This window comes from Nostoc sp. C110, assembly GCF_043099725.1.
Lineage (GTDB): Bacteria > Cyanobacteriota > Cyanobacteriia > Cyanobacteriales > Nostocaceae > Nostoc > Nostoc muscorum_A.
This window is the reverse complement of the sequence record NZ_CP171148.1, coordinates 3,568,860-3,587,852: the sequence shown is the minus strand read 5'-3', so window position 1 is coordinate 3,587,852 and position 18,993 is coordinate 3,568,860. Positions and strand designations below refer to the sequence as shown.

The 18,993-nt window shown below is 43.2% G+C and carries 19 protein-coding genes; 11 read left to right on the top strand and 8 right to left on the bottom strand.

Translation table 11 applies throughout. From position 1 onward, the window contains the following. The first annotated feature begins 112 nt into the window (after positions 1 to 112). The 5 genes from dnaK (at position 113) to ACFFRD_RS20875 (ending at position 5,443) form a co-directional block, all read left to right on the top strand. Positions 113 to 2,071, top strand: a complete 1,959-nt coding sequence (dnaK, locus tag ACFFRD_RS20895; protein WP_114080202.1) for a molecular chaperone DnaK — start codon at positions 113 to 115, stop codon at positions 2,069 to 2,071. A gap of 691 nt (positions 2,072 to 2,762) precedes the next feature. Further along, positions 2,763 to 3,890, top strand: coding sequence for a molecular chaperone DnaJ (gene dnaJ / locus ACFFRD_RS20890; RefSeq protein ID WP_114080201.1), 1,128 nt, complete (start codon positions 2,763 to 2,765; stop codon positions 3,888 to 3,890). After that, positions 3,890 to 4,147 carry a sulfurtransferase TusA family protein gene (locus tag ACFFRD_RS20885; protein WP_114080200.1) on the top strand — a complete coding sequence of 86 codons (258 nt, stop codon included), beginning with the start codon at positions 3,890 to 3,892 and terminating at the stop codon, positions 4,145 to 4,147. Before dnaJ ends, ACFFRD_RS20885 begins: the two co-directional genes overlap by 1 nt. Beyond that, positions 4,144 to 5,244 (top strand): small ribosomal subunit biogenesis GTPase RsgA, encoded by a 1,101-nt coding sequence (rsgA, locus tag ACFFRD_RS20880; RefSeq protein ID WP_392483028.1) that lies wholly within the window; start codon positions 4,144 to 4,146, stop codon positions 5,242 to 5,244. Before ACFFRD_RS20885 ends, rsgA begins: the two co-directional genes overlap by 4 nt. Then, the gene (locus ACFFRD_RS20875; protein ID WP_392483027.1) at positions 5,234 to 5,443 is read left to right on the top strand and encodes a hypothetical protein; all 210 of its coding nucleotides are present in this window, start codon (positions 5,234 to 5,236) and stop codon (positions 5,441 to 5,443) included. Before rsgA ends, ACFFRD_RS20875 begins: the two co-directional genes overlap by 11 nt. A gap of 227 nt (positions 5,444 to 5,670) precedes the next feature. Here ACFFRD_RS20875 and ACFFRD_RS20870 read toward each other — a convergent pair whose 3' ends face one another. After that, positions 5,671 to 5,838, bottom strand: a complete 168-nt coding sequence (locus ACFFRD_RS20870; RefSeq protein ID WP_392483026.1) for a hypothetical protein — start codon at positions 5,836 to 5,838, stop codon at positions 5,671 to 5,673. A 348-nt stretch (positions 5,839 to 6,186) separates the two neighbouring features. On the opposite strand from ACFFRD_RS20870, the gene ACFFRD_RS20865 reads away from it, so the two are divergent. Continuing rightward, positions 6,187 to 7,776 carry a glycoside hydrolase family 57 protein gene (locus ACFFRD_RS20865; RefSeq protein WP_163928151.1) on the top strand — a complete coding sequence of 530 codons (1,590 nt, stop codon included), beginning with the start codon at positions 6,187 to 6,189 and terminating at the stop codon, positions 7,774 to 7,776. A 58-nt stretch (positions 7,777 to 7,834) separates the two neighbouring features. Here ACFFRD_RS20865 and ACFFRD_RS20860 read toward each other — a convergent pair whose 3' ends face one another. From ACFFRD_RS20860 to petC, 5 genes are all read right to left on the bottom strand, one after another. Beyond that, on the bottom strand, positions 7,835 to 8,542 hold the full coding sequence (locus ACFFRD_RS20860; RefSeq protein ID WP_392483025.1) for a Uma2 family endonuclease: 708 nt from the start codon (positions 8,540 to 8,542) through the stop codon (positions 7,835 to 7,837). A 192-nt stretch (positions 8,543 to 8,734) separates the two neighbouring features. Continuing rightward, positions 8,735 to 9,031: a hypothetical protein gene (locus ACFFRD_RS20855; RefSeq protein WP_392483024.1), complete on the bottom strand. Its 297-nt coding sequence runs from the start codon at positions 9,029 to 9,031 to the stop codon at positions 8,735 to 8,737. Further along, a complete protein-coding gene (locus tag ACFFRD_RS20850) occupies positions 9,006 to 9,314 on the bottom strand; it encodes a hypothetical protein (RefSeq protein WP_392483023.1) in 309 nt (102 codons plus the stop codon). The genes ACFFRD_RS20855 and ACFFRD_RS20850 overlap by 26 nt, the downstream gene beginning before the upstream one ends. Before the next feature lie 336 nt (positions 9,315 to 9,650). Then, on the bottom strand, positions 9,651 to 10,652 hold the full coding sequence (gene petA / locus ACFFRD_RS20845; RefSeq protein WP_334807395.1) for a cytochrome f: 1,002 nt from the start codon (positions 10,650 to 10,652) through the stop codon (positions 9,651 to 9,653). Between the two features lie 106 nt (positions 10,653 to 10,758). Then, on the bottom strand, positions 10,759 to 11,298 hold the full coding sequence (petC, locus tag ACFFRD_RS20840) for a cytochrome b6-f complex iron-sulfur subunit (protein ID WP_114080194.1): 540 nt from the start codon (positions 11,296 to 11,298) through the stop codon (positions 10,759 to 10,761). A gap of 228 nt (positions 11,299 to 11,526) precedes the next feature. Between petC and ACFFRD_RS20835 the strand changes: the two genes are divergently transcribed. From ACFFRD_RS20835 to ACFFRD_RS20825, 3 genes are all read left to right on the top strand, one after another. Continuing rightward, positions 11,527 to 11,835, top strand: coding sequence for a DUF3067 family protein (locus ACFFRD_RS20835; RefSeq protein WP_392483022.1), 309 nt, complete (start codon positions 11,527 to 11,529; stop codon positions 11,833 to 11,835). A gap of 126 nt (positions 11,836 to 11,961) precedes the next feature. Continuing rightward, entirely contained in the window at positions 11,962 to 15,042 is a 3,081-nt protein-coding gene (locus tag ACFFRD_RS20830) for a response regulator (protein WP_392483021.1), read from the top strand. A gap of 7 nt (positions 15,043 to 15,049) precedes the next feature. Continuing rightward, entirely contained in the window at positions 15,050 to 16,012 is a 963-nt protein-coding gene (locus ACFFRD_RS20825; protein WP_392483020.1) for a diguanylate cyclase, read from the top strand. Positions 16,013 to 16,126: 114 nt separating this feature from the next. Here the strand turns inward: ACFFRD_RS20825 and tatC are convergent, their stop codons facing one another. Continuing rightward, positions 16,127 to 16,921, bottom strand: coding sequence for a twin-arginine translocase subunit TatC (gene tatC, locus ACFFRD_RS20820; protein WP_114080191.1), 795 nt, complete (start codon positions 16,919 to 16,921; stop codon positions 16,127 to 16,129). 492 nt (positions 16,922 to 17,413) lie between these two features. Here tatC and ACFFRD_RS20815 point away from each other — a divergent pair, with 492 nt between their 5' ends. Together ACFFRD_RS20815 and ACFFRD_RS20810 are read left to right on the top strand one after the other, a co-directional pair. Next, positions 17,414 to 17,644, top strand: coding sequence for a hypothetical protein (locus ACFFRD_RS20815; RefSeq protein ID WP_083782292.1), 231 nt, complete (start codon positions 17,414 to 17,416; stop codon positions 17,642 to 17,644). A gap of 45 nt (positions 17,645 to 17,689) precedes the next feature. After that, positions 17,690 to 18,547 (top strand): SDR family oxidoreductase, encoded by an 858-nt coding sequence (locus ACFFRD_RS20810; protein WP_163928166.1) that lies wholly within the window; start codon positions 17,690 to 17,692, stop codon positions 18,545 to 18,547. Here ACFFRD_RS20810 and ACFFRD_RS20805 read toward each other — a convergent pair. After that, complete coding sequence (locus tag ACFFRD_RS20805; RefSeq protein WP_392483019.1) at positions 18,533 to 18,685, bottom strand: hypothetical protein; 153 nt, start codon at positions 18,683 to 18,685, stop codon at positions 18,533 to 18,535. The two genes, ACFFRD_RS20810 and ACFFRD_RS20805, sit on opposite strands and share 15 nt — an antisense overlap. Positions 18,686 to 18,993: the final 308 nt, after the last annotated feature.

Sequence of the window (18,993 nt, the reverse complement as noted above, 5' to 3'; positions counted from 1 at the left end):
TGCTACCAGCAAAATGGGTTCCACAGACGTTATCCGCTAGCCTTAGTTCGGAGCTAAAAAGTTAGTCCGCGACATATTACAGCAGGAAGACTCAGTAAAAATACTGGCGAATATGGGAAAAGTTATTGGAATCGACTTAGGCACTACTAATAGTTGCGTCGCAGTTTTGGAGGGCGGTCAACCACTGGTGATCTCCAATTCTGAAGGTGGACGAACTACTCCAAGTATTGTGGGATTTGGCAAAAGTGGCGATCGCTTGGTTGGTCAATTGGCAAAGCGCCAAGCCGTAACCAATGCCGAAAACACAATTTACAGTATTAAACGATTCATCGGGCGGCGTTGGGAAGAGACTGATATAGAACGCGAACGTGTACCCTACAACTGTGTCAAAGGTCGAGACGATACCGTTGATGTCCAAATCCGCTCAAAAAATTATACGCCACAAGAACTATCCGCCATGATCCTGCAAAAGCTTAAGCAGGATGCGGAAAACTTCTTGGGTGAAGAAGTCACTCAGGCAGTGATCACCGTACCTGCATATTTTACAGATGCTCAAAGACAAGCTACTAAAGATGCAGGCACAATTGCAGGATTAGAAGTTCTGCGAATCATCAATGAACCAACAGCTGCGGCTTTAGCTTTCGGATTGGAAAAGCAAGACCAAGAGCAGCTAATTTTAGTATTCGACTTAGGAGGCGGTACTTTTGACGTATCGATCCTGCAACTTGGGGATGGCGTTTTTGAAGTTAAGGCGACTTGTGGTAACAACCACTTAGGTGGAGACGACTTTGATAATGCGATCGTGCTTTGGCTGATGGAACGCTTTCAGCAAGACGAAAAAATCAATCTTTCCCAAGATAAGATGGCACTGCAACGCCTACGGGAAGCAGCAGAAAAGGCGAAAATTGAACTCTCCAGCATGGTTAATACCTCCATTAATCTGCCTTTTATCACATCTGATGAAACCGGTCCAAAGCATCTGGAAATGGAACTCAGCCGCTCTAAATTTGAAGAGCTTGCAGGACAATTAATTGAAGCGACCATCGAACCGATGATCCAAGCACTCAAAGATGCGGATCTCAAACCATCAGCCATAGATCGGATTATTTTAGTAGGTGGTTCTACCCGAATTCCCGCAGTCCAAAACGCGCTGATTAAGTTTTTCAATGGCAAAGCTCCCGATCGCTCTATCAACCCTGACGAAGCGGTAGCATTGGGAGCAGCTATCCAAGCAGGGGTGTTGGGTGGTGAAGTAGATAATCTCTTACTTTTGGATGTCACCCCTCTGTCTTTGGGAATTGAAACCTTGGGTGAAGTATTCACCAAAATTATTGAACGCAACACCACAATTCCTACTAGTAAGTCACAAATTTTTTCCACAGCAGTTGATGGGCAAACCTCGGTAGAAATTCACATTCTCCAAGGTGAACGGGCAATGTCACGGGATAACAAGAGTCTTGGCAAGTTTCTGCTAGCAGGAATTCCCCCATCGCCCCGTGGTGTGCCACAAATTGAAGTATCTTTTGAAATTGATGTCAACGGCATCTTGAAGGTTTCTGCCCAAGACAAAGGTACAGGTAGAGAACAGAGTATCAGAATTACCAATACAGGTGGTTTGAGTACTAACGAAGTCGAACGGATGCGCCAAGAGGCCGAACTGTTTTCTGAAGAAGATAGAAGACGTAAAGAACTGGTTGAACTCAAAAACCAAGCAGATAATCTGTTGTTCAGTTACGAATCTACCATCAAGGATAATAGCAACTTTATCGGCGATCAGATGAAAACCTTGGCCAGTGAAAAAGTTTCACAACTCCAAGCTGCAATGATTGACTCCAGCATCTCCACCGTGGAATTTAAGCAGCGCTTAGACGACTTCCAACAAACCCTGTTTGCAATTGGTGCTGATGTCTATAACCGAGCTAACAGCCAAGCAGATGAGATTGAGGAGGCTTCAGCTAGTCTCTTTACCCCAGAAGTAGACTCACCAATGAACGGTACACTAATACCACAATTCAACTTTGATTTTGACGAAGAAAGTACCGCACAAGTTGATTATGAGGCGATAGATTAAGGATTGGGGAATGGGGAATGGGGAGCAGGGGGACAAGGGGACAAGAGGTGAGAATTGGGGACAAGTCTTTCCCCTTGTCCCCAATTCTCCTTGTCCCCAAGTCCTCTTCCAAATTCCCAATTCCCAATATCCTAAAGTTGCAGATTTTTATTAAGACATTTTAATATATCTAATATTGATTGTAGATTTAGCGAAGTTTCACAAGACCCCTGGGGTTTGCTAGATTGTAGAGGCAAATTACTGCTAGGCAGTATGCCGATTAAAATACACTTTCATTGCATAAGGGTGGTTTTCCACACCGAATGGTGCGGCTAGCACCTCTGGTTAATGGGCGGGGTTTTCCTCTCCTACGTAGCACAATTGTAAAAGAGACAACCGACTCGGCAGTGATGAAGTCTGAGCAGCGACTTCCGCTGATCATAACTTCTATAGCTTTTGTCGTCTCCCACGAGGAAAGCACCTGTTGCTCAAGATTTGTCGGTGATTTTTGTAAAAGGTAAAGGTTAAAATCAGTTATTAACAAAAATTAATTTTACCTTCTGCCTAACCTCCGGCAAATCGCCCTTTAAAGGATAGTGTGTTGCTCTTACATATTCTGTAAAGCAAAATGCCTTACCGTAAAGTAGCAAGTGACCGTGAGTGACGTTCTGCTGACTTCTGCTTTCTTCCTTCTAACTTTTACCTTTGCTATATGGCCCGCGACTATTATGAAATCCTGGGTGTCTCTCGTGACACCGACAAAGAAGAACTCAAGCAAGCTTATCGCCGTTTAGCCCGGAAGTATCACCCAGATGTGAACAAAGAGCCGGGGGCGGAGGATCGCTTTAAAGAAATTAACCGCGCTTATGAAGTACTCTCGGAACCAGAAACCCGCGCTCGTTACGATCGCTTTGGGCCAGAGGGTGTGTCAGGTGCTGGCGCTGGCTTCCAAGATGTCGGCGATATGGGTGGTTTTGCCGATATTTTTGAAAGCATTTTTAGTGGCTTTGCTGGCGGTATGGGTAGTCCCACGCAACAAAGACGGCGCAGTGGGCCTGCGAGGGGCGATGATCTGCGACTAGACCTGAAGTTAGACTTTCGGGAAGCGGTATTTGGTGGCGAAAAAGAAATTCGTATTTCACATTTAGAAAATTGTGAAGTCTGTAGCGGTTCTGGTGCTAAACCTGGAACCCGCCCCCGGACTTGTTCGACTTGTAGCGGATCGGGTCAAGTCCGCCGTGTCACTAGAACACCCTTTGGCAGTTTCACCCAAGTCTCGACTTGTCCCACCTGTAATGGGACAGGGATGGTAATCGAAGACAAGTGTGATGCCTGTGATGGGAAGGGCGCAAATCAAGTCACCAAGAAACTCAAAATTACCATTCCAGCAGGGGTGGATAATGGCACTCGCTTGCGGATTTCTAGTGAAGGAGATGCTGGTCAACGTGGTGGACCTCCTGGGGATTTATACGTTTACTTGTTCGTAAATGAAGACGAAGAATTCCAACGGGATGGGATTAATATTCTTTCGGAAATCAAAGTTAGCTACCTACAAGCGATTTTAGGTTGTCGGTTAGAGGTAGATACGGTAGATGGCCCTGTAGAACTGATTATTCCAGCTGGAACTCAGCCAAATACGGTAATGAAGTTAGAAAATCGCGGCGTACCTCGCTTGGGTAATCCTGTCAGTCGTGGGGATCACATGCTGAACGTATTAATTGATATTCCCAACAAAGTAACCCCAGAGGAGAGGGAACTTTTGGAGAAGCTGGCTAAAATTAAGGGAGATCGTACTGGTGAAGGCGGTCTAGGAGGATTTTTGGGAAATTTATTTAAGTAATGATGCCCTCTTCTCTGTTAACTCCCGATGCTCAACTTGATTTACGTGGCACCCCTTGCCCAATTAATTTTGTCCGGACAAAACTACGTCTGGAAAAAATGCCATTGGGAGGTTTGCTAGAAGTCTGGCTAGACCCAGGTGAGCCGATTGAGCAGGTTCCCGATAGTCTGACAATGGCAGGTTATGTGGTGGAACAAATTACAGACTGTACTAATTATTTTTCTCTGTTAGTGCGTCGTCCAGTTGCTGGCCAATGACAGGGGAAAATTTTGCTGAAACTGGACAGTTATTGGGTACGGTGCTTGCTGTACAGGCTAATTTTTACCGAGTACAGCTGGATCAAGAGCAGAGGGAGATGAGGGAGATGGGGGATCAAGATTCTCATCTTCCTTATCCCCCTCTCCTCCTCTGTACTCGCCGAACACGGCTGAAAAAAATCGGACAACAGGTGATGGTAGGCGATCGCGTTGTGGTTGAAGAGCCAGATTGGGCTGGAGGACGGGGAGCGATCGCTGATGTCTTACCCCGTCACAGCGAATTAGATCGTCCAGCGATCGCCAATGTCAACCAAATTTTATTGGTATTTGCCGTTGCCGATCCACCTTTGGAACCTTATCAACTGAGTCGGTTTCTGATTAAGGCTGAGTCTACTGGCTTAGATGTGCTTTTATGTTTGAATAAAAGTGATTTAATTTCAGAGCCAGAACAGCAAAAAGTTAGCGATCGCCTTCTCGGTTGGGGCTATCAGCCAATATTTATCAGTGTCAAAGATGGTATAAATACTGACCAAGCAGGCAGATATTTAAGCAATAAAATTACCGTCATTGCTGGGCCTTCCGGCGTTGGTAAATCCAGCTTAATTAATACGTTAATTGACTCGGCAAAGTTGCGCGTAGGAGAAGTTTCTGGCAAACTAGCTCGTGGTCGTCATACCACTCGCCATATAGAATTATTTGAGTTGCCTAGCGGTGGTTTGCTTGCAGACACTCCCGGCTTTAATCAGCCGGATATGGATTGTGTACCAGAAGAATTAATCCATTATTTCCCAGAAGCAAGAAAGCGGTTAGCAGTTGCTAGCTGTCGGTTTAGTGATTGTCTGCATCGAGACGAGCCTGAGTGTGTGGTGCGGGGAGACTGGGAACGATATGAACATTATTTAGAATTTTTGGATGCTGCGATCGCTCATCAAACTCAGCTGCACCAACAAGCCGATCCTGAATCCACCATGAAGTTAAAAAGCAAAGGCAAAGGGCAGAGTCAATACGAACCCAAGCTAGAAAGTAAAAAATATCGCCGAATTTCCCGCAAGACTCAGTTACAGGACTTGCAGGAATTATATCGCGATGAAGAATAAGGAGTGCGATGTCTACGACGGGATGCGCCTAGCCTACGCACTTCTATATAAAGGAAGACTTTACTTTGTCGGCTTTTTTACAGGATCGGCTTTTTGGGCGATCAGTGCAACACTCATCTGGCTGCAAGTCTTGATCCAATATGTAATTGTTCGGGTTTCTGGGTTGCGGGAATCACAGGTTTGCGAGTTTAAAGGCTGACTAGCAAACTTTGGGTTAGCACTTACCCGCAGTATCCCTATTTTGTCACTTTCCGGGAGGGCGATTGCCAGAAGCCTCATGAGGCAATCAATACAAGCTATCCTATTAGAAAAAATGGGTCTTGTATTTGTGATTAGAAAATAATCGTGCATAGACGTAGCCCGTCGTAGACATCGCCTGCTATGCAAAAGCTCTAGAATTCAGCAATAGCAAATATATAAAAATTATTATTGCAAGATTATCTCATCAGATTTGGATTTATGATTTGCGATCGCGTAGCGTAAAGCCTTCTCTTCTCCTTCTCCTGTCGGAGACGCTGCGCGAACAGAGACGCTGACGTATAGCTTGCTTCCACGAAGTGGTAGGAGAGGCTTGTCTACGATACTTTTAAGCACTATTACTTATTGACAAATTGTTCATAATTCCAACCTGTCACTGATGCTCTTGAAGTAAACTCTCCCAGGAGGAGACACCAAAAGCGATCGGTAATAACTGCCTCTGTTGGTAAACCTGAGTAAATATTTTCAGTACAGGCTTATACAATAAGCAAATAGGAAGGTTTTACAACTAGTTAACAACAACACGTAGTGGGTGCATAACGGCATAACATTGTTGTGTACGTACACACACTATCTTTAACTCAATTGAAAACTATTCTTACGATCCCCATAAAGTCTTAAAATATTGTTAATTTCAGCCAAACCTCTCGACCTTCAACTTACAAGTATCACCCCAAAATCACTATGTCTATCGGCTACGTCGCGCTTGTACTCCACGCACATCTGCCCTTCGTTCGTCACCCGGAAAGTGACTACGTGCTGGAGGAAGAATGGCTCTATGAAGCCATCACAGAAACCTACATTCCATTATTGAAAGTATTTGAAGGCTTAAAGCGAGACGGTATCGACTTTAAAATCACGATGAGCATGACACCTCCTCTCGTGTCAATGCTCCGCGATCCTCTGCTTCAAGAACGTTATGAAGCACACTTAGCCCAACTAGAAGAACTTATAGCACTAGAAGCAGAACATAATGTAAACAACGGGCATCTTCGTTATTTAGCCGAACATTACGCTACTGAGTTTAGTGAAGCGCGTCAGCTATGGGAACGCTACAACGGTGACTTGGTAACAGCTTTTAAGAAATTCCAAGACAGTAACAACCTGGAAATCATCACTTGTGGCGCTACTCACGGCTATTTGCCCTTGATGAAAATGTATCCAGAGGCGGTGTGGGCGCAAATCCAGGTAGCTTGCGAGCATTACGAACAAAACTTTGGACAAGCACCCAGAGGTATTTGGTTGCCGGAATGTGCCTACTATGAAGGTTTAGACCGGATGCTAGCTGATGCGGGGTTACGCTACTTCCTCACAGATGGGCATGGCATCCTTTACGCCCGTCCCCGTCCGCGCTTTGGGACTTATGCGCCAATTTATACAGAAACTGGTGTTGCTGTCTTTGGTCGAGATCATGAATCTTCCCAACAGGTATGGTCTTCTGAGGTAGGCTATCCTGGGGCGGCGGAATATCGAGAATTTTACAAAGATTTGGGCTGGGAAGCAGAATATGAGTACATCAAGCCCTACATCATGCCCAATGGCCAACGGAAAAACACGGGCATTAAGTATCACAAAATTACAGGGCGTGGCTTAGGTCTATCAGATAAGGCACTCTACGATCCTTATTGGGCTAGGGAAAAGGCAGCAGAACACGCTGATAATTTTATGTATAACCGAGAGCGGCAATCTGAGCATCTTTATGGTATAATGCAGCGCCCGCCAATTATCGTTTCGCCTTATGACGCAGAGTTATTTGGACATTGGTGGTATGAAGGCCCCTGGTTCATCGATTACCTATTCCGCAAGTCGTGGTATGACCAAAAAACATATCAAATGACCCATTTAGCAGACTATTTGCGAGATCAGCCAACGCAGCAAGTCTGTCGTCCTTCGCAGTCGAGTTGGGGTTTCAAGGGTTTCCACGAATATTGGTTGAATGAAACCAATGCGTGGATTTATCCACATTTGCACAAAGCTGCTGAACGGATGATTGAAATCTCGCACCTGGAACCAGAGGATGAATTGCAGTGGAAAGCGCTTAACCAAGCGGCGCGGGAACTGCTATTAGCACAATCTTCTGACTGGGCATTTATTATGCGGACGGGAACAATGGTACCCTATGCAATTAGACGGACGCGATCGCACCTGATGCGCTTCAATAAGCTTTATGAAGATGTGAAAGTTGGCAAAGTTGACAGTGGTTGGTTGGAAAAAGTCGAGTTAATGGATAATATCTTCCCCGAAATCAACTATCGCGTCTACCGTCCGCTATAGTCTCACATCAAAATAATCAACAGCAGTAGGGTGGGCATTGCTCACCCTATATTATTAGCTAAAGGCTATCTGGATCAATATTTAATTCTCGGAGTTTAGCAGCTAATCTTTGCGCTTTTTGCTCTGTTTGCTGTCGAGCCTCTTCTGCGGCTTGTCGTGCAGCTGCTTCCTCTTCATGAGTTAGGAGTATTTGACCCGTCGCTGGATTGTAAAAGCGCAGTTTGCCTGACTCTAAACGCAATTCTAGCCCTAAAACTTGACTGGATAGGGACACTGTACCATCTGGCAAGATATTGGTTACGACTGGGAAATAATTTCCATCAACCAACTGTAAACCCTGAAGTTGGGGATTGAGATAATCGCCAGTGGGGTCATATTGGAAATATTCACGCACTCCCAAAAAGGCGTAAATTCCTTTCTTTGCACCTTGGTCTTTGCTGCGGGTGGTTTTTGAGGTAATCTCTAGAATAAAATTTGGGGTTTGATTATTTTCTTCCCAGGTTTTGTAAGAGCGTCTGTCACGGTTTTCCACTCCAAACACCACAAATACATCTGGTGCGACAACCGATTCTGGATAACCTTTTTCGTAGTAAATAAATAGATTACCAGCGACGTATACATCTGGGTGATTTTGGAAATAAATCCTTAGCGCATTTCTCGCATAAGTCAAGTAACTGCATTGAATATCACCTTCAGCCATTGGCTTACCGTCCTCATCTGGGTACTCAATTGGGGTAACAGGGATATACTCTACTGAGGCTGTCATGGTCGGATACCTCAACTCAACTAGGGCTAGATTCAATAATATCGCTCAAAATCCTATCGCCATGAAAATTATTACCCTATAGATAATGCTCGGCAATTTCTTTGTTAATCATTTGCTGTGGGCTTCAATTTTCGCTAATTTTAGCTGTATCTAATTGGTGGTTAATCTTCGTTTTAATTATCAGAGTTTAACTTATGCATCAAACCAGAAAATTATTCTAATCTCATGAGGAGAACCTAATTCGAGAAGTTCTTCAATAAACTGTTCAGAACAACCTACATATTCTTTATAACTTGTCACCCAAGATACTTCAGTTGTTTCAGGTTCTTGTTTCCAGTTCGGCAGTACAAAATATAGCGGTTCTCCTTCTGGAAACTCAGCCGGAAACGAAGCATTATCCTGAAATAAGTGTGCATACTGATGTTTTACGTATGCCCATTGGGTTACATACTGATTGTCCCAATCATAATCTATAATCTCTTGAAGCAATAACCAATTTGGTTTTCTGAAAAAACTTCTTGTAGAAATCATTCATATCTTCAGGAAAACCTCGTGGTTCTGAAATCGGCTCTACGACAGCGTACATTGTCCGGCGTAGATTATCTTGACAAACGCCAGCAAGTGCCGCAAATAATTCATAGGGTCGTCCAATTTCAGTAGATTCTACAGGTATAGTTTTTCCTTTAGACCATTCTTTTTTTACAGGTTCGGGAATCGGTTCCCAATTTCCATTTTTATGAGTCTCTGCATAAAGATGTATATCTGTCCCCATATTTCTAACTTTAAATACAGCTACTAATCATTTGGCGTTTGGTAAATTAACTAATCTAATTAATTTAAAAAAAAGCTATTAATCTATAATTACATCAGCTAGTAAATTATCCATTTCATAGCTCATCTATTGAGTATAAGGAATTAGTTTATAAGGATTCTGCATAACATCATTCATCCAAAAATCAAGGAAAATTCTCATCATAATGCCCTCATCTTAATCAAGATTAACATTCATTATTAGTTTCTAATCTAACTAAGAAATGCACTTGGAGGCATAACATATAAAAAAGACAGGCATATTGCCTGTCTTACAAATAATGATTTAGCAAAGAATTTAGAAATTCATCTCAGCAGCTTGAACTTTTTCAACCTGCTTCTTCTTCAGCACAAGCATAACTTGAGCCAACATTACAAGAGCGACGAACGCAATCATCCATTTGACTCTAGAGGCATCTTGCAGTACGATTTCTGCATCTATTTGACCGAATCCACCGACGTTCGGGTTGTTGGTCAAAGCATCACCAGTCTTAACTGCTTGCCCTTCGGAAACAATCAGGTCTGGCCCTAAAGGAACCGTATCAACAACAACATCGCCAGATTCAGGTTGGATGTTTACTAGATATTTGACGTTACCATCTCCATCTTCCTCTTTGGCAATCTTGGTAATTGTGCCAGTAGCGGAAGCGTTGTAAACACTGTTGTTGCTCTTTTCGCCAGTAGGATAAACTTGTCCGCGTCCCCGATTACCACCTACGTGAACTGAATATTTACCGAAGTGGATGTTTTTGTCGGTTGCGGGGTTGGGAGAAAGAACTGGGAAGATGATTTCCTGATACTGTTCACCAGGTAAGGGGCCGACGATGACGACATTTTCTTTGTCTTCGCTGTAGGGTTGGAAGGCAGTGTCGCCAATTTCTTCTTTAAGTTCCTCAGAAATACGGTCTTCGGGAGCAATCTTAAAGCCTTCAGGTAGCATCAGTACAGCACCGACGTTCAAGCCAACCTTAGAACCATCGGCACCAACTTGCTGGGCGGAAAGATCGTAAGGGATTTTCACTATAGCTTTGAATACAGTGTCAGGTAGAACCGATTGAGGAACTTCTACTTCTGTAACTTTGGCGGCTAGGTGACAGTTGGCACAAACAATCCGCCCGGTTGGTTCGCGGGGGGTTTCGGGATAGGTTTGCTGTGCCCAAAATGGATAGGCGGCAGCTGATTGGGGAAGGGCTAGATCGCTGGTGAAGTAAAATGTCACAGTGGCGATCGCTATGAGCAATGTTTTTACGATCGCTCTAGCACTGCGAGTTAACCTCGCTGTTCGGAAAACATTTCTCATCTCTAATAAGGGCAACGATTGAATTTGTCATTAGTCATTGGTCATTAGTCATTAGTCATTAAGCCCTGAACAAAGGACGAATGACTAAGAACTAAGGACAAAATTATTAACTCCACCAAGGAGCATCACCGGTGCGGAAGTCGGTTTCAGTCCAAGGGGTCAAAACGATTTTGTCGTCGCTTACATTGGTATGGGCTAAAGCCAAAGACAGTGGTGCTGGGCCCCGAACAACCTTACCAGTTTCGTCATACTGGGAACCATGACAAGGACATTTGAATTTGTTCTCAGCAACGTTCCAGGGGACGACACAACCTAAGTGAGTGCAGATGGCGTTAATGCCATAATCTTTGATCGCCTCTTTGCTGTCTACCACAATATAGGTAGGATCTCCCTTAAGTCCTTGGACTAGGTTGCGATCGCCTGCATTCCGGTTTTCTAGAAATTTGGTGACGCTAACATCGTTACCTAGCTCATCTTTTGCCGTTGTACCGCCACCAGCACCACCAGCAGCCGGTGGAATAAAGTAGTTGACAACGGGATACAATGCACCCAGAGCTACTCCAGTGACAGTCCCAAAAGTGAGCAGATTCATGAACTGACGACGACCCATATCGGGCACGTCTGCTGATTCAGAAAATTGAGCCATAATCTACGCGCTCTTTGTGTATTTTGTTAAGCATTTTGACAAAAGTACTGTACTTGAGGAACTCTTGTCTAAGTCGAAATGCTAGCGCTCACAACGATGCCATACTTCTTTGTTCCAAGATATAAAAAGCATCTTTTCTGTTAGCATTACATTTCTTTATATCCTTATCATACTGGAGTCACGGAACTTAACATCATAACTAAATGTAAAATCTGATTGAGAAAAGCTATGACAGGACAGGAATTACGTCAGATGTTGCTTGATAAGTGGGGATATTCTTATGATGTCCAGTTCCGGCGGGCACAGGGAAAGATATTTTTGCAAGTAATGTGGAAATACGTGGAGCAGGCTTCTTTTCCCTTGAGTGAGGCGGAATACCAAGAGCATCTTGACAGCATTGCTAATTATCTTCATGCTTTGGGCGGGTCAACACAAGTACAAACATTTATTGCCCAAACACGCGAGCGCCCCCGCCTCGGTAAGGCTGTTAGCATTCCTCTAGATTTGGGTGAACGTTCTTCAGAATGGATATTGTGACCAAGTTTTTCTTCCTTTTCCCTTTCTGGTAATAGCTAATTAAACTAATTCCAGGCAATTCTCCTTGTCTGAATTTTGAACTTAATATTCACAACTTTTTGATTTCCAAAACCGCTTATCTTAGCTATGCAGTCACCAAATCCGATCTCACTCTCCTCGCTGACCCCTTCATTACTAACGGCTTTAGAAGTGTGCAGTGATGAATCGGTGTATGCTCCGGGCTATATTCAGCCGCATGGAATTTTGCTGATGCTGCAAGAGCCACACCTTAGAATCTTGCAGATTAGCGAAAATGTGGAACAGTTTTTTGGGATTTCGGCAGAAGCATTGCTGGATCAACCATTGCAACGATTGTTTTCTGGCGATCAAGTGCAGCGACTTGCTGGGTATCTAGCTCAAGATAACCTGGAGCTTTGCAATCCGTTTCAACTAAAAACGCGGCGGAGGGTTGCCCAAACTGATTGGCAACAGAAAAATCAAATATTCACAGGTGTAATGTACCGGATAGTAGATGGGTTGATCCTGGAATTAGAACCTCAGCAATCGAGCAACAGCATCCATTCAACCCAGTTCTATCACCGTCTACAAGGGGCGATCGCCAATCTCCGTAATGCCACTAACCTAAAAAATATGGCTCAAACCCTTGCCAGAGATGTGAAAAGAATGACTGGGTTTGATCGGGTGATGGTCTACCGCTTTAAGGCAGACGACAGTGGTGTGGTGATTGCGGAGCAGAAACAGAGGCATTTAGAAAGCTACTTGGGACTGCACTATATGGCGACAGATATTCCCGCACCAGCCCGCAAGTTGTTTTGCCGCAAGTTGATACGATTCATTCCTGATGTCAATTACACCCCGATCCCCCTGATTCCCAGCAACTATCCTCTGACGGATACACCCCTGGATCTGAGTAATTCTGTGTTACGAGGAGTGTCTCACTATCACATTGAATACTTACAAAACATGGGGGTTGCTGGGTCGATGACGATTTCGTTGCTCAACGACAAACGTCTCTGGGGATTAATTGCCTGTCACCACTCCAGCCCGAAACTAGTGGATTATGAAACTCGCAAAGCCTGTGAATTTTTAGGACAGTTTGCCTCAATTGAACTGGTGCATAAGCAAGAACAAGAATTGCATTTTTACCGAACACGGGTGAAAAGGATTCAGAATGAACTGCAACAAACATTATTGCAAGAGTCCAATTTTATTGAGCAAGTGTTGAGCCGAAATACTTTTCAATTACTGGAGCTAGTTCATGCTCAAGGAGCGGCGATTTCACTTGACGGTCATCTGACATTAGTTGGTCAAACGCCATCGATTACCCAAGTGCAGGATCTGGTGACGTGGTTGGTGCAACACCGGGGGGAACAAGTGTTTACCACTGATTCCCTCTCACGTTTATATCCAGAAGCGAGGGCATTTAAAGATCAAGCTAGCGGCATACTCGCAATTTCAATTTTATTCAATCATGTTAAACAAAAGTCTTACCACATTATCTGGTTTCGACCAGAGCAAATCCAGACAGTGAATTGGGTCGGCAACCCCCAGGATACAGTGAAAATCAATGAAATTGGAGAGATGGAATTGTGTCCCCGAAAGTCGTTTGAACTGTGGAAGGAAACCGTGAGAGAAACTTCCTTGCCTTGGGAAATGGCCGAACTAGAAGCCGCTAGTGAGATGCGAAATACGCTGATGTTGGCACTGCTGGAGTTTTCCCAGATAGCCCTAGAAGAAGCGGCAGAACAAGCCGCGATCGCCAACCGCGCCAAAAGCCAGTTCCTCGCTAAAATGAGCCACGAACTGCGAACTCCTCTCAATGCCATTTTGGGATTTACTCAGTTGATGAACCGCAGCAACAAGATTCCATCTGAGTTTCAAGAAGATTTAGACATCATTAGCCGCAGTGGAGAACACTTGCTAACCTTGATCAACGATGTGTTGGAAATGTCCAAAATTGAAGCGGGTCAGTTACAGCTAACGGAAAATTGTTTCGATTTGCATCAATTAATCTACTCCATCAGAGATATGGTTGCCCTCAAAGCTTTAGAGAAAGGAATTGATTTGAGAACACAACAGCATACCAGCGTTCCTCGCTATGTGTATGGTGACGAATCAAAACTGCGCCAAATTCTGCTCAATCTATTAAGCAATGCGATCAAATTTACGACAACAGGTAATGTCAGCCTGCGATTACAAGTTTTGAACGGGAGAGTGTCCAGCATCAACTCACTTGATTCAACAGAACGCAGTCCCTCTATTTATACCGATGATTCCCAACCAATCATCACCCTTCATGTTGAAGTTGAAGATACTGGATGTGGTATCGCTCAGTCTGATTTGGAAACTGTGTTTGCGGCCTTCATGCAAACAGAACTAGGTCGCCATAATCAAGGTACAGGTTTAGGCTTATCGATTAGCCGTCAGTTTGCCCGTTTAATGGGTGGTGATATTACAGTGCGAAGTATCTTGGATCAGGGGTCAACTTTTATTTGTGAGGTTTTACTGAGTCTGGGCAACTCAATAGATATCATCGCGCCGGAAACGACTCGCACTGTTATCGGTCTAGAACCCGGACAGCCCACTTATCGCATTTTGGTGGTGGAAGACTTTCAAGAAAATCGTCAGTTGCTCATCAGGTTATTGGAATCAGTTGGGTTTGAGGTCAGTGCTGCCGAGAACGGAAATGAAGCGATCGCGCTCTGGGAAAAGTGGCACCCCCACCTAATTTTAATGGACATTCAAATGCCCGTGGTGGATGGCTACGAAATTACCCGACAAATTCGAGCGGGGGAAAGAGGTAAAGACGTGGTGATTATTGCGGTGACGGCTTATGCCTTTGAGGAAGACTATACCACCAGCATTCAAGTAGGCTGCAACGACCACATTAACAAACCATTTATAGAAGCTATCCTATTTGAGAAGATTGCACACTACTTAAGAGTCCGCTACTGCTACCGTGAAAAAGCTTTATCGGGGTTAGAACAGCAAACAATTCAGAAATCCCTAACAGCTAAAGATTTACAGGTAATGTCGCCAGAGTGGATTATTCAGGTGCATCAAGCAGCTTTGGATCTCAACGATGCCGAACTCTACAATCTCATCGCTCAAATCCCCAACCAGGAGCAAGTTCTCGTCAATGCTCTGAAATATCTGGTGGAGAACTTCGAGTTGGAAGCGATCGCAACTCTCACCCAAACTCAGTAAAAAGATTATGCCTAATTTACTTAAATCCCCTTCGGAAACGAATATCCTCATCGTAGACGATACCCCCGATAATCTACGGTTGTTAACCAAAATACTAGAGTTACAGGGTTATACCATCCGTAAATCCATCAATGGGAGAATGGCATTACAAGCTGCCGAGCGACATCCACCGGATCTAATTCTACTTGACATCAATATGCCCGAAATGAATGGCTATGAAGTTTGTCAACAGTTGAAAGCATCAAAAACAACAGAGCAAATTCCGATTATTTTTATTAGTGCCCTTGACCAAATTAATGATAAAGTGCAGGCTTTTGAACTGGGCGGAAAAGACTATATCACCAAACCATTTCAAGAACTTGAAGTGCTAATGCGAGTCAGAAATCAGCTACTCATCAAACAGCAACATCAACAACTTTTTGAGCAAAATCAACGCCTAGAGCATGAAATTCAGGAACGCCTGAAGGCTGAAGCAGAGGTAAGGCAGCTATCTTTAACTGATGAATTGACAGGATTATATAATCGACGTGGTTTCTTTTGGCTGGCAAATCATCAATTCAAAATTGCCCGACGTACAGAAATATTTTGCTGTCTTTTGTTTGTTGATTTAGATGGTTTAAAGCAGATTAATGATTCTCTAGGACATGAAATAGGAGACAGAGCGATCGTTGACACAGCCCAATTACTAAAACAAAGCTTCCGTGAGTCGGATGTTATTGCCCGTATAGGAGGAGATGAGTTTGTAATATTTGTTCCTGTCTGCTCCCCAGGCAATACAGATGAATTTCGTCCGCGATTGCAAGAAAATATTGAGCGCTTTAATCAAGAGCATAATTACTCATATCAACTATCCATAAGTGTTGGTGCTACCCAATGTGCTTTAAATGAAAACGTTTCACTAGAACAATTGCTAGAAGAGGCTGACAAGCTCATGTATGAGCATAAACGTGCTAAACGCCTCGTAACTTAACAAAAAATAAATATTGGCATCAGTTGCCAGAATTCAATTTTGAATTCTGTATAACTGGTAAGCCAACGCTGGGATTAAAATTTTTTACCTATTCTATATTACTTATTCCAAATGTTATTTACCTGTGAGCTTCACCAGCCCAACACCACCGAAATAAAGCCCTAAAACGGCTCCTGCTAAAAGACTTTGAGTTAGAGGATCGGTAGAAGGTGTAAGTACGGCTCCTAAAACTACTGCTCCCATAATCACGTAACGCCAGCCAGAAACCATCCGTTCAGACGAGACAATATTCAAATTACCGAGCAACAATTGGATGATGGGAATTTGAAATGCTAAACCAGTGCTGAATAAAAGTAGCAGCACAAATTCAAAATATTTATCTATCGACCAAAGTTGTTCAACTACATCTGCTCCGTAGCTGATGAAAAATTTCAAAGCTGCGGGGATAAGGAGTAAATAAGCAAATGCTAAACCCGCGCCAAACAGTACACTTGAACCCAAAACCACAGGCCCCAGTAAACGGCGTTCGCGGCGAGTCAATCCTGGAAGCACAAACTGGATAATTTGGTAAAGAATGAAAGGACTGGAAAGTACTAAACCAGTGTAGGCTGCAACTTTGAAGGAGACAAAGAAATATTCTCCGGGTGCAAGTTGGAGAAATTTTACTCCTTGTGCTGGAACCTCAAGCAGCTGGACAATCGGCTTAACGGCAAAGAAACAGCCAATAATACCTATCGCTACGGCAATCAGCGAATAGAAAATGCGCTGTCGTAACTCTTCTAGGTGGTCGAAAAGGGACATTTCGACTTCATCGGGCAACTCATTAAGAGGATCTGTGTCTGAATTGCCATATCCTTCTGGATCGATGTTGGGAACGTTTACAGTATCTACGTCTTGTAAAGGCGGCATGAGTCAGCTAGTAGGCAACATTTATAACTGAGTGCTAAGTAATAAGCAAGATTTTTCACTTAGGACTTGGAACTCAGCACTCTTCATTATTTTATCCGGGGAATGCAGCCACCATGATATGTTTTTGAATGCTGTGGGTTTTTTGTCCTGTTTTTTAGGGTTGCATCTGCATAAGTTAGTAGGAAGCCATCTTGTAGGCAATGCCTAACCTAAAAAAAGGGTGGAACTGATAATTTAGAAATCACGTCTCTGCGGCTAGTAGTCTGTCTAACTTGTTTTGATGGTTTGTAGTAAGCATTTTAGTGCAAGAATAAGGGCTAAAATCCTTGCTAAGAGATTGTTTACCCATCAATTTCAAGTTGATACACGATTAGTAGTGCTGGGTAAATTCACACAACATCAACATATAATACTCAGTTTTAAAAATCCGGTTCATCAAGGTGGCATCTATACATACATAGCGCAATCGGAAATTTTTAGCTGAGGTTGAGTATGAAACGGACAATTTGCATTGTCATGATGGCATTGCCTGTTTATTTATACAATGTTGGGCTAAGTAATAGTCTTAGTAGTGATGTGACAATTGTCAAAAACCAGCCTCCGATAATAGCTGCTCTAATTGCTTACAGTACAAATGCTCCGTCACGCATATTACCTTGGCAAATATCAGCTAGAGATGACCAAACTGAAGATTGTCTTCGGGCTGGTACTTGCAAAGATTGATACTAATTGGGAATTGGTAGTCCAAATTATAAAAAAAGAAAATTAATGGTTTTAGAACATCAACGTACAGTGGTGGTTACGGGAGCATCAACAGGAATTGGCCAAGCGTGTGCTTTGCTTTTAGATCAGTTGGGCTTCTCTGTTTTTGCTGGCGTGCGTCAAGATATTGATGCTCAAACACTTAAGCAGAAAGGATCGCCAAGACTCATTCCAATTTTTTTAGATGTTACTGATGCTGAATCGATCGCAGCTGCGGTTGATAAGGTAACAAATGAAGTCGGTGGTACTGGAATTTTAGGTTTAGTAAATAATGCCGGAATTGCTATCCCTGGGCCTTTAGAATTATTAGCGATCGCAGAATTTCAACATCAGATGCAGGTTAATGTCACCGGACAATTAGCAGTGACACAAGCATTTCTTGGCCTATTACGCCAAAGTCGGGGCCGAATTGTCAATATGGGTTCCATTGCTGGTAGGAGTCCTACGCCGTTCTTAGGAGCTTACAATGCTTCTAAGTTTGCCTTGGAAGCACTCACTGATGTCATGCGGATGGAATTACGTCCTTGGGGAATCTCGGTTTCAATTATTGAACCTGGTTCCATTGCTACCCCAATTTGGGAAAAGTCCCTAAGCCAATCGGAAGTAGCACAGCATGATTTACCACAATCGGCACAAAATCTCTACGGTCAAGCAATGAATATTGTCCGCAAGAAAATGCAGATTCTCGCATCTAAGGGAATTTCTGCGGATATTGTCGCTCAGACTGTTGTTCATGCGCTTACTGCAAAGCAACCCAAGACGCGCTATCTGGTTGGCTCAGATGCCAAACTCGGAGCAGTGCTAAAGCATATTTTGCCTGATAAGCTACATGACCAGATAATTTTATACTCAATGGGATTGTAGATTAGCGATCGTCAATACTTCAGGGGTAGTCACTCTGAGTTCAAAAGCTGTCATTAACAAAAGCATGGTTTTCATTAACAAAATCATGCTTTTCATCAACAAAATCGTTCCATTCATCAACAAAATCGTTTCTTTCATCAACAAAATCGTTATTTTTGTAACTAGAGGCAAAATCTAGTCAACCATTAACTCTAAATTGAAGTTGTAATTAACCAACGCTTTTGCTAAAAGTCTTATGTTGCAAGGATTGTAGATTATTCTCTCGCAAAAGTGACAAAAGTTCTTTAAGAATTCAAACTGATGACCAGTTCAAGAGAGCTACAAGATTGTACTTCACAGTACCTTTTTTTATGTTGGATATTTTTAATATTGATAAGATGAGCTTATTGAATATTAGATAATTTTGTTATTTGTACTTATAGTAGTATTTTTGCTTACTTTAACTA

What these genes read in the sequence shown, in the direction of transcription:
- ACFFRD_RS20810 (WP_163928166.1), top strand. Translation starts at nt 17,690, where the DNA reads ATGGTTTTAGAACATCAACGTACAGTGGTGGTTACGGGAGCATCAACA.
- ACFFRD_RS20825 (WP_392483020.1), top strand. Translation starts at nt 15,050, where the DNA reads ATGCCTAATTTACTTAAATCCCCTTCGGAAACGAATATCCTCATCGTA.
- dnaK (WP_114080202.1), top strand. Translation starts at nt 113, where the DNA reads ATGGGAAAAGTTATTGGAATCGACTTAGGCACTACTAATAGTTGCGTC.
- ACFFRD_RS20885 (WP_114080200.1), top strand. Translation starts at nt 3,890, where the DNA reads ATGATGCCCTCTTCTCTGTTAACTCCCGATGCTCAACTTGATTTACGT.
- dnaJ (WP_114080201.1), top strand. Translation starts at nt 2,763, where the DNA reads ATGGCCCGCGACTATTATGAAATCCTGGGTGTCTCTCGTGACACCGAC.
- ACFFRD_RS20860 (WP_392483025.1), bottom strand. Translation starts at nt 8,542, where the DNA reads ATGACAGCCTCAGTAGAGTATATCCCTGTTACCCCAATTGAGTACCCA.
- ACFFRD_RS20830 (WP_392483021.1), top strand. Translation starts at nt 11,962, where the DNA reads ATGCAGTCACCAAATCCGATCTCACTCTCCTCGCTGACCCCTTCATTA.
- petC (WP_114080194.1), bottom strand. Translation starts at nt 11,298, where the DNA reads ATGGCTCAATTTTCTGAATCAGCAGACGTGCCCGATATGGGTCGTCGT.
- tatC (WP_114080191.1), bottom strand. Translation starts at nt 16,921, where the DNA reads ATGCCGCCTTTACAAGACGTAGATACTGTAAACGTTCCCAACATCGAT.
- ACFFRD_RS20850 (WP_392483023.1), bottom strand. Translation starts at nt 9,314, where the DNA reads ATGGGGACAGATATACATCTTTATGCAGAGACTCATAAAAATGGAAAT.
- petA (WP_334807395.1), bottom strand. Translation starts at nt 10,652, where the DNA reads ATGAGAAATGTTTTCCGAACAGCGAGGTTAACTCGCAGTGCTAGAGCG.
- ACFFRD_RS20805 (WP_392483019.1), bottom strand. Translation starts at nt 18,685, where the DNA reads ATGAAAGAAACGATTTTGTTGATGAATGGAACGATTTTGTTGATGAAA.
- ACFFRD_RS20835 (WP_392483022.1), top strand. Translation starts at nt 11,527, where the DNA reads ATGACAGGACAGGAATTACGTCAGATGTTGCTTGATAAGTGGGGATAT.
- rsgA (WP_392483028.1), top strand. Translation starts at nt 4,144, where the DNA reads ATGACAGGGGAAAATTTTGCTGAAACTGGACAGTTATTGGGTACGGTG.
- ACFFRD_RS20865 (WP_163928151.1), top strand. Translation starts at nt 6,187, where the DNA reads ATGTCTATCGGCTACGTCGCGCTTGTACTCCACGCACATCTGCCCTTC.
- ACFFRD_RS20815 (WP_083782292.1), top strand. Translation starts at nt 17,414, where the DNA reads ATGAAACGGACAATTTGCATTGTCATGATGGCATTGCCTGTTTATTTA.
- ACFFRD_RS20875 (WP_392483027.1), top strand. Translation starts at nt 5,234, where the DNA reads ATGAAGAATAAGGAGTGCGATGTCTACGACGGGATGCGCCTAGCCTAC.